Annotated in this window: 15 protein-coding genes and 1 pseudogene; 4 read left to right on the top strand and 12 right to left on the bottom strand. The window is 41.0% G+C overall.

Annotation, left to right across the window (positions count from 1 at the left end):
- Positions 1 to 114 (bottom strand): annotated as a pseudogene (locus tag CWC28_RS22530) (transposase); the annotation flags it as partial.
- A 245-nt stretch (positions 115 to 359) separates the two neighbouring features.
- Here CWC28_RS22530 and CWC28_RS09655 point away from each other — a divergent pair.
- Positions 360 to 1,709, top strand: a complete 1,350-nt coding sequence (locus CWC28_RS09655) for an alpha-L-fucosidase (RefSeq protein ID WP_205630236.1) — start codon at positions 360 to 362, stop codon at positions 1,707 to 1,709.
- A gap of 124 nt (positions 1,710 to 1,833) precedes the next feature.
- On the opposite strand, the gene nqrM is transcribed toward CWC28_RS09655, so the two are convergent.
- The 11 genes from nqrM to CWC28_RS09595 form a co-directional block, all read right to left on the bottom strand.
- Positions 1,834 to 2,046: a (Na+)-NQR maturation NqrM gene (gene nqrM, locus CWC28_RS09650; RefSeq protein WP_036966498.1), complete on the bottom strand. Its 213-nt coding sequence runs from the start codon at positions 2,044 to 2,046 to the stop codon at positions 1,834 to 1,836.
- Between the two features lie 340 nt (positions 2,047 to 2,386).
- A complete protein-coding gene (locus tag CWC28_RS09640; protein ID WP_063706301.1) occupies positions 2,387 to 3,418 on the bottom strand; it encodes an FAD:protein FMN transferase in 1,032 nt (343 codons plus the stop codon).
- A gap of 112 nt (positions 3,419 to 3,530) precedes the next feature.
- A complete protein-coding gene (gene nqrF / locus CWC28_RS09635) occupies positions 3,531 to 4,757 on the bottom strand; it encodes an NADH:ubiquinone reductase (Na(+)-transporting) subunit F (protein ID WP_105175303.1) in 1,227 nt (408 codons plus the stop codon).
- 19 nt (positions 4,758 to 4,776) lie between these two features.
- Complete coding sequence (gene nqrE, locus CWC28_RS09630; protein WP_016708692.1) at positions 4,777 to 5,385, bottom strand: NADH:ubiquinone reductase (Na(+)-transporting) subunit E; 609 nt, start codon at positions 5,383 to 5,385, stop codon at positions 4,777 to 4,779.
- Between the two features lie 10 nt (positions 5,386 to 5,395).
- Entirely contained in the window at positions 5,396 to 6,028 is a 633-nt protein-coding gene (locus tag CWC28_RS09625) for an NADH:ubiquinone reductase (Na(+)-transporting) subunit D (protein ID WP_063706298.1), read from the bottom strand.
- Positions 6,028 to 6,780 (bottom strand): Na(+)-translocating NADH-quinone reductase subunit C, encoded by a 753-nt coding sequence (locus CWC28_RS09620; RefSeq protein WP_063706297.1) that lies wholly within the window; start codon positions 6,778 to 6,780, stop codon positions 6,028 to 6,030. Before CWC28_RS09620 ends, CWC28_RS09625 begins: the two co-directional genes overlap by 1 nt.
- Complete coding sequence (locus CWC28_RS09615) at positions 6,773 to 7,975, bottom strand: NADH:ubiquinone reductase (Na(+)-transporting) subunit B (protein WP_063706296.1); 1,203 nt, start codon at positions 7,973 to 7,975, stop codon at positions 6,773 to 6,775. Before CWC28_RS09615 ends, CWC28_RS09620 begins: the two co-directional genes overlap by 8 nt.
- 4 nt (positions 7,976 to 7,979) lie before the next feature.
- Entirely contained in the window at positions 7,980 to 9,323 is a 1,344-nt protein-coding gene (locus CWC28_RS09610) for a Na(+)-translocating NADH-quinone reductase subunit A (RefSeq protein ID WP_063707181.1), read from the bottom strand.
- A 348-nt stretch (positions 9,324 to 9,671) separates the two neighbouring features.
- Positions 9,672 to 10,865: an enoyl-ACP reductase FabV gene (gene fabV / locus CWC28_RS09605; RefSeq protein ID WP_138625065.1), complete on the bottom strand. Its 1,194-nt coding sequence runs from the start codon at positions 10,863 to 10,865 to the stop codon at positions 9,672 to 9,674.
- A 177-nt stretch (positions 10,866 to 11,042) separates the two neighbouring features.
- Positions 11,043 to 11,354: a BolA family protein gene (locus CWC28_RS09600; RefSeq protein ID WP_054554277.1), complete on the bottom strand. Its 312-nt coding sequence runs from the start codon at positions 11,352 to 11,354 to the stop codon at positions 11,043 to 11,045.
- A 73-nt stretch (positions 11,355 to 11,427) separates the two neighbouring features.
- On the bottom strand, positions 11,428 to 12,015 hold the full coding sequence (locus tag CWC28_RS09595) for an alpha-ketoglutarate-dependent dioxygenase AlkB family protein (protein WP_138625064.1): 588 nt from the start codon (positions 12,013 to 12,015) through the stop codon (positions 11,428 to 11,430).
- A 41-nt stretch (positions 12,016 to 12,056) separates the two neighbouring features.
- Here CWC28_RS09595 and CWC28_RS09590 point away from each other — a divergent pair, with 41 nt between their 5' ends.
- The 3 genes from CWC28_RS09590 to CWC28_RS09580 are packed head-to-tail and all read left to right on the top strand — an operon-like array spanning position 12,057 to position 14,375.
- Entirely contained in the window at positions 12,057 to 13,190 is a 1,134-nt protein-coding gene (locus CWC28_RS09590; RefSeq protein WP_138625067.1) for a methyltransferase, read from the top strand.
- 13 nt (positions 13,191 to 13,203) lie between these two features.
- Positions 13,204 to 13,755: a YajG family lipoprotein gene (locus tag CWC28_RS09585; protein ID WP_105175307.1), complete on the top strand. Its 552-nt coding sequence runs from the start codon at positions 13,204 to 13,206 to the stop codon at positions 13,753 to 13,755.
- Positions 13,756 to 13,757: 2 nt separating this feature from the next.
- On the top strand, positions 13,758 to 14,375 hold the full coding sequence (locus tag CWC28_RS09580) for a peptidylprolyl isomerase (protein WP_063706285.1): 618 nt from the start codon (positions 13,758 to 13,760) through the stop codon (positions 14,373 to 14,375).
- The last annotated feature ends 24 nt before the right edge of the window (positions 14,376 to 14,399 follow it).

Below are 14,399 nucleotides of genomic sequence, written 5' to 3'. Positions count from 1 at the left end.
TTTACCTGTGAGTGCGTCTTCACCACAAAGATAAGCGCGTCTAACGCAACGGGAAACACAATGGTAATACCTGGTGTTCGACAAACAGATTTGCCGCTTCCTTGCTAAAGCCATCGTCCACTCCTTGAACTGATAATTTGAAATCCATTAGCTGTAACTAAAGTGTAGACAAAATCTGTTTTGCCGCAATAATAACTGAACAGTTAAAAGTGACTGTCCGTGTAAATGAGTTTTACTTTTAACATCGTATTCCTTTGTTTCTGCATATATAAAATTTTCGAATATGCATAATTGCTTTACTTTTCGCTCAATGATTTCCTGCTACTTTTAAGTAAAGAATCTAGTTTATGAGGTATAAAGTGAGTACATTTAATTGCGTACTGATCAACCTATTACTTGTTTTTTCGAGCCTTGGGCACGCTGGAACCGGGGTTGCAATTGACCCAGATAAAGCACAAGCCTACACACCCGCTCCTGAAAACATAAAAGCCCGAGAACGTTTTCAAGATAATAAGTTTGGTATCTTTTTACACTGGGGACTGTATAGTCAACTTGGTGGTGTAGGAAGCCCGTATGGAGCCGAGTGGATCATGGAAGACTTACGAATTTCGGGGCCCAAGTATCAACGTTTAGCTGAATTTTTTAACCCAACAGGCTTCGATGCAGAACAGTGGGTTAAGGCGTTTAAAGATGCTGGAGCAAAGTATATTGTTATTACTTCAAAGCATCATGATGGGTTTTCCATGTACGACAGTAAAGTTTCTAATTTTGATATTGTCGATAGTACACCTTATAAAAAAGATCCTATCAAAGAGCTCGCTAACTCGGCTCAAAAACATGGTTTACAACTTTTCTTTTATTATTCACAACTTGATTGGCATCACCCAGATTACTATCCATGGGGTCGAACAGGCCATTACACCAAACGAGAAAAAAGTGGTGATTGGGCAAAATACCTGCAATTTCAAGATGCACAACTAAAAGAGCTTTTAACTCAATATGGGCCAATTGGTGGTATTTGGTTTGATGGTTGGTGGGATCAAGAAGACTCCCACAATTGGGATAACTGGCAACTACAACGCACTTATAAAATGATCCATGAACTACAGCCTGCAACCTTAATCGTAAATAACCACCACAGATTCACTGTTCCAGGTGAGGATTATCAGGGCTTTGAACAACAGCTTCCTACTAATCAAGAACGGTTAGGTAAATTACCATTAGAAATGGCACAAACAATGAACGGTAGCTGGGGATTCAGTTTAACTGATGATAATTACAAAACGACTAAAGAGCTCGTGCAAACCTTAGTAAGTGCCGCTGGAAGAAACGCTAATTATTTACTTAATACAGGCCCAATGCCAAACGGTAAAATCCAACCAGAAAACCTAAAAACCTTTGCCGAAATTGGTCAGTGGCTAAAGGTGTTCGGTAAGAGTATATACGGCACTCGAGGCGGCCCTATTTCCCCGCAAAACTGGGGAGTGAGCACTCATAATAATGAGAGTATTTTTATTCATATACTCAACTGGCAAGCAGATACATTAAGTATAGAACTTGCAACTCCTATCAAGTCTGCAACAAATTTAAAGACCTCAAAACCTGTTAACTTTAAACAAGTTGAAGGTGTTATTACGTTAGAAAATTTGAAGTTTGATAATGAAGAGTACGTTCAGGTCATTGAGCTAACGTTAAAACCAAATGATTAGCCGCTAAAAAGTTAAAAGCCACGGTTTAAAAATAAAGATGACTGTCCACATAAAACATATTTAACAGTGACTGTCCTTGTAAATTTTAGGTATTAAAAAAGCGCCTCTAGGCGCTTTTTTGTGGTTAAAGAATTTGATTCTCTTTCCAGGCTTGTTCTTTTGCCATGCGCTTTTTACGCTTGTCACATGGGTCGTCACAGTCGCAGGCTTTGTCAATTCCAACAGCGCCTAAGCCACCACAACTACTGGCCATAGATTTCTTTTGCACAATCATGCCGACAGCCATCGCTGCCACAATTAAAATAAGTAGACCAAATGTTAGAAGAAAAAGTGACATTGCTTTGCCCCTATCGTCAGCAATTAAATCAAGCCCAATGTATTGGGCTGCATGTATTATATACCCAAACCACCCCAAGGTGCGAGTTTCAGTTGGAATTAAAAGTGATTTAGGCAAGGCATTGATTGCAAGCAATAGTGGTTCTATTGTTAAAATCAATAACGCAGTATAAATCGCTTTTAAACCAACCTTTTGGGTGCTTCACAGGCGCTTACTCTCATCGTTGTTACTTCTTAAAAGGGACTGCCATTTTGCAAAGTAACGCCTTGATATTAAGCACCTGTGAAACGCTGAATTCTGCATCTTGGGGCGGCTTGGGTATACACTGCTTCTTGCCCTGCTACAAATAAGGTTTAAAAGCGGGGCTAGAATATGTCACTAAGCCATTGTCAGACTTACCAATTAAATACACAGGCAAATCGTGCTCTTCTGCGTATTTCTGCGCACGCTCCATGCCCATCACAGTTAGTGCGGTAGCTAAACCATCGGCTGTCATTGCTGATGGGCTTAATACAGTTACAGATACTAAATCATGACGACTCGGCATGCCTGTCATTGGATCAATTAAGTGGCTATATGTTACACCATCCATTTCGTAAAAAATTCGGTAATCACCCGATGTCGCAATACCATTGGTACCTGGTTCAATTACCTTATGTACTTTACGAACGCCTGGCTCAGCATCTGGCTGTTCAATTGCAATTTTCCACGTGATGTTGTCTGGCTTAATACCCGATACACGTAGCTCACCACCAATCTCAACCATATAATTAGTCAGGCCATGGCTTTCAATTACTTCTGCTACTTTATCAATACCATAACCTTTAGCTGTTGCAGAAAATGACAGCTCTAAACCATCAATTGTTTTCATCAAACCCGCATCAGTAAGTTTAAGCTTATCAACGCCAATTTTAGCAACCATTGCAGCCAACTCTTCATCCGTTGGGCGCTTAGTTGGCTTTTTATCTGGACCAAAGCCCCACAAGTCAATTAGGGGCCCCATAGTGACATCTAACGTTTTTGTTGATTCACCAAGGCGGATTGATTCAGCTACCACATTTCTAAAATCAGCACTAATTGGCATCACCTGCCCTGCTGGTAGTTGATTAAACTGGTTAATTTCTGAATCAGGAATGTAAGTCGACATTGATTGGTTTACATCTTTAAGCACTTGCTTAATTTCAGGATGTAAATCAACACCTGCAAGTTGCGATGGCTCTGCATACACCTTTATATGATAGGTAGTCCCCATAGTCTTACCTTCAAAATAAAGCTCTTCGGCCTTATCAGCTTGACTGCAGCCAGCCATGAGTAAAGTCATAGTTAGTAGGAAAAAGGCCATCAAGCCTTGGCGATAAAACACTCTATTCATAGCATTCACCTTTTGGATACCACACAATTAGGTATAGAAATAAAAAAGCCTCGTAACACTGAGTGCTACGAGGCCTGTATTCTAACCAAAACTTATTGTTTTGTGTATGGTGTTAGCCACCGAAGTCATCTAATAAGATGTTTTCGTCTTCTACACCAAGATCTTTTAGCATGTTGATAACAGCCGCGTTCATCATTGGAGGACCACACATGTAGAACTCACAATCTTCAGGCGCTTCATGATCTTTCAAGTAGTTTTCATAAAGTACGTTATGGATGAAGCCTGTGTAACCTTCCCAGTTATCTTCTGGTTGTGGATCAGACAGTGCTGTGTGCCATACGAAGTTATCGTTTTCTGCAGCTAAGCCATCAAAATCTTCTACGTAGAACATTTCGCGCTTAGAACGTGCACCATACCAGAAACTCATCTTACGCTTAGATTTTAAACGCTTAAGTTGGTCAAAGATATGTGAACGCATTGGTGCCATACCTGCACCACCACCTACGAATACCATTTCCGCATCAGTGTCTTTCGCGAAGAATTCACCGAATGGACCAGAAATAGTCACTTTATCACCTGCTTTAAGTGACCAAATGTACGAAGACATTTTACCACATGGCAGGCTTAGGTCTCTTGGCGGCGGCGTAGCGATACGCACGTTAAGCATGATGATGCCTTCTTCTTCTGGGTAGTTAGCCATAGAGTATGCACGAATTGTTTCGTCATCTACTTTAGACTCCAGATTGAAGAAACCGAAGTGGTTCCAGTCGCCACGATACTCTTCAGGAATATCGTAATCAGCGTATTTAACGTGGTGAGCTGGTGCTTCAATTTGAATATAACCACCTGCACGGAACGGTACTGATTCGCCATCAGGGATACCAAGCTTAAGTTCTTTGATGAACGTTGCTTTGTTATCGTTAGAGATAACTGTACATTCCCACTTCTTAACACCGAAAATTGACTCTTCAAGTTCAATTTCCATGTCGTTTTTAACATTTACCTGACACGCTAAACGACAGCCTTCACGAGCTTCACCTTTAGAGATGTGATCAAGTTCTGTTGGTAAGATATCACCGCCACCTGAATGAATGTGTACACGACACTGACCACAAGAGCCACCGCCACCACACGCAGATGAAACGAAGATACCTGAATCAGCTAGTGCACCTAAAAGCTTGCTACCTGCTGATGTTGTAATAGCTTTTTCTGGGTCGCCATTAATACCGATGGTGATATCGCCGCTTGCTACTAATTTAGATTTAGCACCAATGATAACTAAAACTAAAATAACAACGATAGCGATGAAAACACCAACACCTAAGAAAATCTCATTCATGATTTATCCTCGCTACCTATTAAAGTGAAATACCAGAGAATGACATAAAGCCAAGACCCATAAGACCAACAGTGATGAAAGTAATACCTAAACCACGTAAGCCATCAGGAACGTCTGAGTACTTCATTTTTTCACGGATACCAGCAAGTAAAGTAATTGCTAGTGCCCAGCCCACACCTGAACCGATACCATAAACAACAGACTCGCCGAAGTTATAGTTACGCTCAACCATGAAAGATACCGCACCGAAGATCGCACAGTTAACTGTGATCAGTGGTAAGAAGATACCTAACGCGTTGTAAAGTGCAGGGAAGAACTTATCTAATGCCATTTCAAGAATTTGTACAAGTGCTGCAATAACACCGATGAAAGTCAAGAAACGTAAGAAGCTAAGGTCTGCTTCTGGGTAGCCAAGCCACTCTAATGCACCTGGTGCAAGAACAGCGTGATAAACCAAGTTATTTACTGGTACTGAGATACCTAGTACCACGATAACTGCCACACCTAGGCCGATTGACGTAGTTACTTTCTTTGATACCGCAAGGAAAGTACACATACCTAGGAAGAAGGCTAAAGCTAAGTTTTCGATGAAAACCGCTTTTACAAATAAACTAATATAATGTTCCACTGCTCGCCCCTTACGCTTTTGCTTCTACTTGGTCTTTCTTCACGGTACGAAGTACCCAGATGAATAAACCAATAATGAAGAACGCACTCGGTGGTAAAATCAATAGACCCATTGGTTGATACCAGCCACCGTTTTGTACTAGTGGAATAATATCAACACCGAATAGTGAACCTTTACCGAATAACTCACGGATGAAACCAACAGTTAATAGAACTACTGAGTAGCCTAAACCGTTACCAATACCGTCTAAGAAAGACATTACTGGTGGTGACTTCATTGCGTATGCTTCAGCACGACCCATTACGATACAGTTTGTAATGATTAGACCAACGAATACAGAAAGCTCTTTTGCCGTAGCGTAAGAGAATGCTTGTAGTACTTGGTCAACAACGATTACTAGTGATGCGATGATCGTCATTTGCACGATGATACGTACAGATGAAGGGATCTGGTTACGAATACACGAGATAAAGAAGCTAGAAAACGCAGTTACTAGTGTCAATGCGATTGACATGATTAGTGCATTTTTTAAGCTTGATGTTACCGCTAGCGCAGAACAAATACCAAGTACTTGTAGTGCGATTGGGTTATTTGCGAATACCGGGCCAAATAGGACCGACTTCATTTCTTTAGTATCAGCCATTATTTCAACGCTCCTTCACGTACTTTCGCAAGGAATGGACCAAAGCCATGCTCGCCAGTCCAGAAGTCAACTGTGTGATCAACACCGTTTGAAGTTAATGTTGCACCAGAAAGACCATCGATTTGATGTTCGTTCTTCGCACCGCTCTTCATGATATTGATTGGTAACTCTTTACCTTGCCATTTAGCAGTCCACTGTGGATTTTGGATTTCACCACCTAGACCTGGCGTTTCGTTGTGCTTGTAGAAATTGATGTTTTTAACAGTTTCAGCATCGCTTTCAAGCGCTAGGAAACCATACATTACACCCCAAAGGCCGTAACCTTGGATAGGTAGAATGATTGCATCAATAGAACCATCTTCTTTTTTCGAGATGTATACAGGCGAGTTTTTAGTCATACGCTGAATACCAGCGATATCTTTAATACCCTCTGCTTTTAACGCGAAGCTGATGCTTTGATCGAACTTGCTTTTCTCGAAATCAAATGAGTTAGGATCAACACCTTCAACAAACTCACCTGTGTTCATGTCTACAACGCGAGCTTCGATTTTTGAGTTGAATGTATCAGATACAGAACCTGATACTGCAACACCTGCAGCCGCTAAGATATTACGTTGAATATCTTGTGTTTTGTTAGCTTGCTGTAAAGGACGAAGCTGAACTGAAGCAAACGATACGATTACTGCACACACTAAACATAGTGCAACAACAACGGATAGCGTTTTGCCGATTGATTCGTTATTACTAGACATTACGTGCCAACCTCCGCTTGATATTAGCTTGCACTACAAAGTGATCGAATAATGGTGCAAATAAGTTAGCAAATAAGATTGCTAGCATCATACCTTCTGGGAATGCCGGGTTAACAACACGGATCATTACAACCATAAAGCCGATTAACGCACCGTAAGCGAACTTGCCTTTGTCAGTGAATGATGCAGATACTGGGTCTGTTGCCATGAAGAACATACCAAATGCAAAACCACCAAGCACTAAGTGCCAGTGCCAAGGCATAGCAAATACTGCGTTAGTTTCAGAACCAACTGTATTTAGTAAGAATGCCGTTGCAACCATACCTAGGAATACACCTAGTACGATACGCCAAGAAGCGATACGCACATAAATTAGGAATAAACCACCGATTAATAGTGCTAGTGTTGACGTTTCACCGACAGAACCTTGAATGAAACCGTAGAACGCATTCCACCATAGTTCCATGTTGTTGTAATCAAGTGAACCAACCACTGCTTGACCAAGCATAGTCGCACCAGAGAATGAATCTACTGCAGTCCATACTGTGTCACCTGAAATTTGCGCTGGGTATGCGAAGAATAAGAACGCACGACCGGCAAGAGCAGGGTTAAGGAAGTTACGACCTGTACCACCAAAGATTTCTTTAGCGATTACAACACCAAACGTAATACCTAGTGCAACTTGCCATAAAGGAATCGTTGCAGGCAGGATTAGTGCGAATAATACAGATGTTACGAAGAAACCTTCATTTACTTCGTGCTTACGCACTGAAGCAAATAGTACTTCCCAGAAACCACCTACAGCAAACGTTACTGCATAGATAGGTAGGAAGAAGCAGGCACCGTAAAACATTTTCGCGCCCCAACCAGATTCAGCAGTTAATTCACCACCGAATAATTGGAACAGACCAACTTGCCATGTGTTTGCTAGTTCAAAACCTTGTGCTAAAGCACCTGCGGCCTGATGACCGATGTTGAACATACCAAAGAACATTGCAGGGAACGTCGCCATCCACACTAAAATCATCATACGTTTTAGGTCGATGTTATCGCGAACGTGTGTTTTGCCTTTATTTACGTAACCAGGCGTATAGAAAATAGTCGCTGCAGCTTCGTAAAGCGCATACCATTTTTCGTGTTTACCACCTGGTTCAAAATGCGGCTCAATATCTTCTAGAAATTTCTTTAAACCCATCTCTCTAGCCTTCCTTCTCGATCGTAGTCAAGCAATCGCGTAGGATTGAACCGTACTCGTATTTACCAGGACAAACGAAGGTACATAATGCTAAATCTTCTTCGTCAAGCTCTAGCGCACCTAACGCAATTGCACCATCAAGATCACGTGCGATTAAATCACGTAATAATAGTGTAGGTAGGATGTCTAAAGGCATAACACGCTCATAGCTACCAATTGGAACCATGGCACGCTTCGAACCACCTGTTGAAGTCGTCATATTAAATAGACGGCTAGGAGTAAGGTGAGATAAGAAGGTACGTGTTACTGAGAACTTGTTAGCACCTGGTGCAATCCAACCGAATAGCTCTTTTTCGCGACCTTCAAGTAATACAGATACTTGAACATGGTAACGACCTAAGAACGCGTGTGGACCTTGAGAAATAGCGCCTGATAATACAGAGCCAGAAATTACACGGTTATCACCGTCTTCTAATTCGCCAGCAACTAAATCATCTAAAGATGCACCTAGCTGAGTTTTCACTAAGCGTGGGTTTTTAACACGAGGACCAGCAAGCGAAACTACACGGTCAGTGAAGATTTCACCTGTCAGGAATAAATTACCAAACGCGATTACGTCTTGGTAACCTAAGTGCCAAACCTGCTTGCTTGCAGAAACTGGGTCTAAGTTATGAATGTGTGTACCAACAAGACCTGCCGGATGCTTGCCACCAAACTCATGTACTTCTACTTGAGGGATTGATGAGCTAGGCACTTGGCTACCTGCTTGTTTACAAACAAATACTTTGCCGTCAGTTAAACGAGATACCACAGCTAAACCAGCTTCAAATGCTTGAGTGTTCTCAGCAATGATTACTGCAGGATCTGCAGCTAGCGGGTTAGTGTCGATAGCCGTCACAAAGATAGAGCTAGGATTTGCATCCAAAGCAGCTACTCTGCTAAATGGGCGAGCACGTAGTGCTGTCCATTGACCTGACTGAACTAGTACTTCTTTCACTTTTTCACGGTCTAAGCTCGAAAGCTCGTCGGCCTTGAAAGAGTCAAAGGTGATTTGCTCACTGCCATTAACTTCAATAACAACAGATTGCAGCACACGTTTAGCACCACGATTGATTTCTTTAACTACCCCAGAAGCTGGTGCAGTAAATAAGACGCCTGGGTTCTTTTTGTCTTCAAAAAGTACCTGGCCTTTTTTGACTTGGTCATCCACGCGAACATGCATGGTTGGACGCATACCAATATATTCTTCACCTAGCACAGCTACACGTTTGACGGCAGAACCATCATGAATAACTTGCTGAGGTGCGCCCTCTATCGGTAAATCCAGACCTTTTTTTATGTTGATCATACGCACTTGCATTACATTAACGGAAAGAAACTGAAAAATCGTACCAACCACGTCGCTATTTGATATGCTCAAGTCACATTCTAAGTATCAAAGAACAGCTTGTTGAACACCCCAAACAAGCAACGCGGTAAACTCCTCACATATATTACCCGAATTTTAACATCAATCAGGGTGACTATGCGAGAGCAAATATTAAATTTATACGACAGATGTGGTTATTTAGACTGCAAAAACCGTTTGAATAAAATTCAATATAGACCAAAGTGCTATTGATGCAGATTTATTTTCATCCAGAAACAAAAAAGTCGCTTAAAAAAGCGACTTTTAAAAAACAAATTTGTTCAGCGATTAATCGATAAGCTGTGAAATCGCAACATCAGGATTCACATCTTGCTCGTAATCTACACTGTCGATACCAAAACCGAATAAACGTAAAAACTCAGTGTGGTAACCCACGTAATCCGTTAATTCGTCAATCGTATCTGTATCTACTGTATCCCAAACATGTTGTACACGAGCTTGAACATCGTCTTCTAACTCTTTGTAGTTTTGGAATAAGTGACCACCTTCGTCAAAACGTGGTGTCTCGCCGTAAAGGTTTTCAGTAAATAACGCATGAATTTGCTCAATGGTACCTTCGTATGTACCGTCTGCTTTCATTACTTTGAATAAAGCAGAGATATATAAAGGCATAATTGGAATTGCCGAGCTTGCTTGTGTCACAACCGCATTTAATGAAGAAACATACGCTTCGCCATTTAAGTCTTTTGTAGACTCTTTGATTGCTTGCGTTGCACGGTCAAGGTCTTCTTTCGCTTTACCAATTGTCGCATGACCGTAAATTGGCCATGTTAATTCTTTACCGATGTAAGTGTAAGCGGTTGTTTTGAAGTTATCAGCTAGTACATCCGCATCTTTTAATGCGTCAATCCACATTTCCCAATCTTCACCGCCCATTACTTTAATTGTATTGTCGATGTCTTCTTGGCTTGCTGCTTCAACGGTTACTTCATCAATCACGCGCTTTGAAGTATTTAAGTTCTTCGTGGTGATATCAGAGCCAATTGGCTTAAGCGTAGATGAGTAAGTTTCGCCTGTATTTGGATCAGTACGACGAGGAGACGCAAGGCTGTAGATAACTAAATCAATTTTACCTAAATCAGCTTTGATAGTATCAATTGCTTTTTGCTTGATTTCGTTAGAAAACGCATCGCCATTGATATTTTTAGACCATAAACCAGCTTCTTCAGCCGCTGCTTGGAAAGCCGCAGTATTGTACCAACCTGCAGAACCTGTTTTACGTTCGCTTCCTTCTTTTTCAAAGAAAATACCTAACGTTTTAGCACCGCCACCAAATGCAGCCGTGATACGTGATGCTAGGCCGTAACCTGTAGACGCACCAATCACTAATACATTCTTAGGTGCATTGCTCAGTGGTCCTTGCGCTTTCACATAATTAATTTGTTCTTGTACGTGCTCAGCACACCCTACTGGATGCGCGTTAGTGCAGATAAATCCACGAATTTTAGGCTTAATGACCATTGATCATCCTATATCTATCACAATAAAAATTAGCGCTAGTTTAAAGGCTAATAGTTAAAATACAGGTCTGATCAGTAAAACTTTTCAGACCCACTTAAATCTTTCGAGCTTAAAACCCCAAGTGACAAGCCTTTTAGAGTGACTGTCCTTCTAACTTTAGGTGACTGTCCCGCTATGTTAGTCGAACTTTGAACCACCTAAGCATTTTGGTGATTCAGGTGCCTGTCCATGTTGTTCACTGAACTCTTCTGGAGTAAATGTGTGAATCGCTAATGCATGAATGTGGTTTGCTAATTCATCTTTTAATAGTTCATTAATTTGACGGTGACGAGCAAGTAAACGTTTACCTGCAAATTCTTCACTCACAACCACCACTTTAAAATGCGACTCAGTTCCACGGCTATGCATATGGCTTTCATTGACAACATTCAGGTGTTTACATTCGATACCCGCAGCGAGCTTTTGCTCAATTTGTTGTTGCATTGACATCTGTCATAGACCTTTAATAAGAAAATAATTGCCAGCTACTATATCAAGGGCATGGCTCATTTTGCCAATGATTTTATACGATTGAGCGAAAGGTAAGGTTAATTCGAGGATGTTTAAGTCTTTGCTGCTTTGGCAAACTATGCTGGTAATCACGCTGGCTAAAACCATTCATGATTAAACAGCTGCCACTTTGCAGCACAATGCTATGTTGTTCATTATTATGTTTGTGTTTTATTTTAAAAACGCGTTCAGCACCAAGTGAAACTGAAGCGATAGTTGGTTGCTCACCAAGTTCTTTCTCATCGTCACTATGCCAGCCCATACAATCATGACCATCTCGATACAAATTAACTAAAAGCGCATTAAATGGTATCTGCAAAGTTCTTGATAAGCGTATACGCATGGCATCAAGCACCTCTGGCCAAGGCTCAACGATTAACTGTGAACCCGAATAACCATAATTTACGTCCTGATCAGCAATAAAGCATTGCAAACGCGGGATCACATGGCTTTTTCCATATACCTTTATACTTGGTTGCTGCCAATTAAGATGCTGCTGAAGATAGTAAAATAACTCGAGGCTTTTTTGTGCGCTCAATGCATTAGCTTGGTAAGAAAACCCATCAGGCAAATGATTAGGGTTGGCGTTTGGCTGTTGCATGTTAGAATTTACCTATACATTAATACTTTCGTAAAATCATGATGACCACCCAAGCACAGCTCGGTGATAACACCTATACACTAGAACGCTTTCCGTTAGATCAAAAAAATCGCAGTCTTCAAGCGTGGGACTCAGGCGATGAGTACCTTATCGATTACGTACAAGAGCACTATCCAAACGCAAATTCAATTCTAATACTCAATGATAGCTTTGGCGCCCTAGCCTGTGCTTTTAATACATTAACAGTTTATTCAGTTAATGACTCGTATATTGCTCATCAAGCTACCCGTTATAATTTACAGGCCAATGAGTTATCGACAGATTCTTTAACGCAACTGGACTCATTAGCAGCATTACCTAATCAGGTTGATTTAGTGATATTAAAAGTGCCACGCAATTTAGGCTACTTGCAGCATCAACTTGCTGCAATCAGTACTGCTTTACCTGCAGACATCGACGTCATTGCAGGGGGTAAAACGAAAGATATTCATAACTCAACAATTAAGGCTTTTAGTCAGTATATTGGGGAAACATCAACGAGTTTAGCCGTTAAAAAATCTCGATTAATCATTAGCAAAACAAGTAACCTTGATAAAAAAGCCCCTTTCCCAGTTAACTGGCCGCTTGAAGGCAGTGAGTTTGAAATTCAAAATCATGCCAATGTATTTTCTCGTGACTCATTAGATATTGGCGCGCGTTTTTTCTTTAACTATTTGCCACAAACAAGTAAAGCTCGCAGCATTATTGATTTAGGCTGTGGTAATGGTGTTGTTGGCTTGATGACTCTCAAACGTTGCCCTAAAGCCCATGTAACCTTCGTTGATGAATCGTATATGGCCGTTGAATCAGCCAAATTAAACGTCACGCACAATCTACCAGAGCAATTAGACCAGTGTGAGTTTGTCCAAAATGATTGCTTAACCGATTTCCAACCTAATAGTGTTGACCTTGTTTTATGTAACCCGCCATTCCACCAAGCGCAAGCGGTCACCGATCATATTGCTTGGCAAATGTTCAAGCAGGCGAAACACACATTAAAGCACGGTGGTGAATTAAGAATTATTGGTAATCGTCATCTAGACTATCATGAAAAGTTAAAACGCATGTTCGGCAATTGTAAGCTATTAGGGTCTAACAAAAAATTTGTCGTATTGAGTGCAACAAAGAATAATTAATGGAGCTAACTAAATGAAAAAACTACTACCTTTATGTGCGGTACTTGCGCTTGCGGCGTGTAGCAACCAACCAAATCAATTAATATTGAATCCGGTTTATCAAGGCGGGAAAATTTCAAATCTTAGTACCAGTGTAAGTACTAGCGTAATTGATTTACGTGGCGACAATGTAACTCTGAAAATCATTGAATCAGATAAAACTAAAACGCTTGCCAGCCCTGGAATTACTGACTCTGTGAAAAGTGCCTTAGACAGTGCGTTAAGCCGTAATGGTGCAAATATATCTAACCTTGCCACAACGCGATTTGAATTAGATATTCACCAGTTGCAAGCTGTGGTTACTGAAAAAATGATGACACATACAAGCGATGCAACGATTGAGTTAGGCTTAAGAGTGATCAGAAACTCAAGCACTTTCAGCAAAGTATACCGAGGTAATGCCAACCTTGAAGGGCCACTTAGTCATGACCGTGCAAAAATAGAAGGTCAGCTGAATAAGTTGACTGAGCAAATAATTACCCGCATTGTATCTGACCCAGAATTAATCGCCTATTTAGAAGGTTAACTATGAAGCGTATTTTTTTACTCAGTTTTATTTTGCTTTTTGCTCACAGTTCATTCGCAGCGACAGAGGGTAAATTCATTCAAAAAGATAACATGTTTCCTCGCGTAGAAATTGTCACGACCCTTGGCAGTATTGTGGTCGAAATGGATCGTTCGCGCGCACCTATCACAGTAAATAACTTTTTGACTTACGTTGCTGATGGTAGCTATCAAGGTAGTGTGTTTCACCGTGTTGAACGTGATGAAGACAACGAGCGTGACTTTGTTATTCAAGGCGGTGGTTACGATAAAGACTATGATGGTCTACATGAAAACGACCCGATTTTTAATGAAAGTGGTAACGGTTTAAAAAATGATATGTATAGCATCGCTATGGCATACCAAGACCGCAAACCACACTCGGGTACACGTCAGTTTTTTTTCAACATGGACGACAACGACCATCTTAACCCTGGTCGAGATTGGGGTTTTGCTGTATTCGGTATGGTCATGGATGGCTACGAGACATTAGACAAAATAATGCGTGTAGAAACTGCATTCAACGAAAAAATTGGTTACAGCTTCGTACCCAAAGATCCTGTTGTTATCTTAAACGTAAAAGTGCTTGACGCTAATAAATAATAAATAGGGGCGCATGCCCCTAAA

Origin of the sequence: Pseudoalteromonas sp. S4492, from assembly GCF_005886115.1 — a bacterium.
Lineage (GTDB): Bacteria > Pseudomonadota > Gammaproteobacteria > Enterobacterales > Alteromonadaceae > Pseudoalteromonas > Pseudoalteromonas gelatinilytica.
The sequence above is the reverse complement of the archived record's forward strand: the minus strand, read 5'-3'. Positions and strand labels throughout refer to the sequence as shown.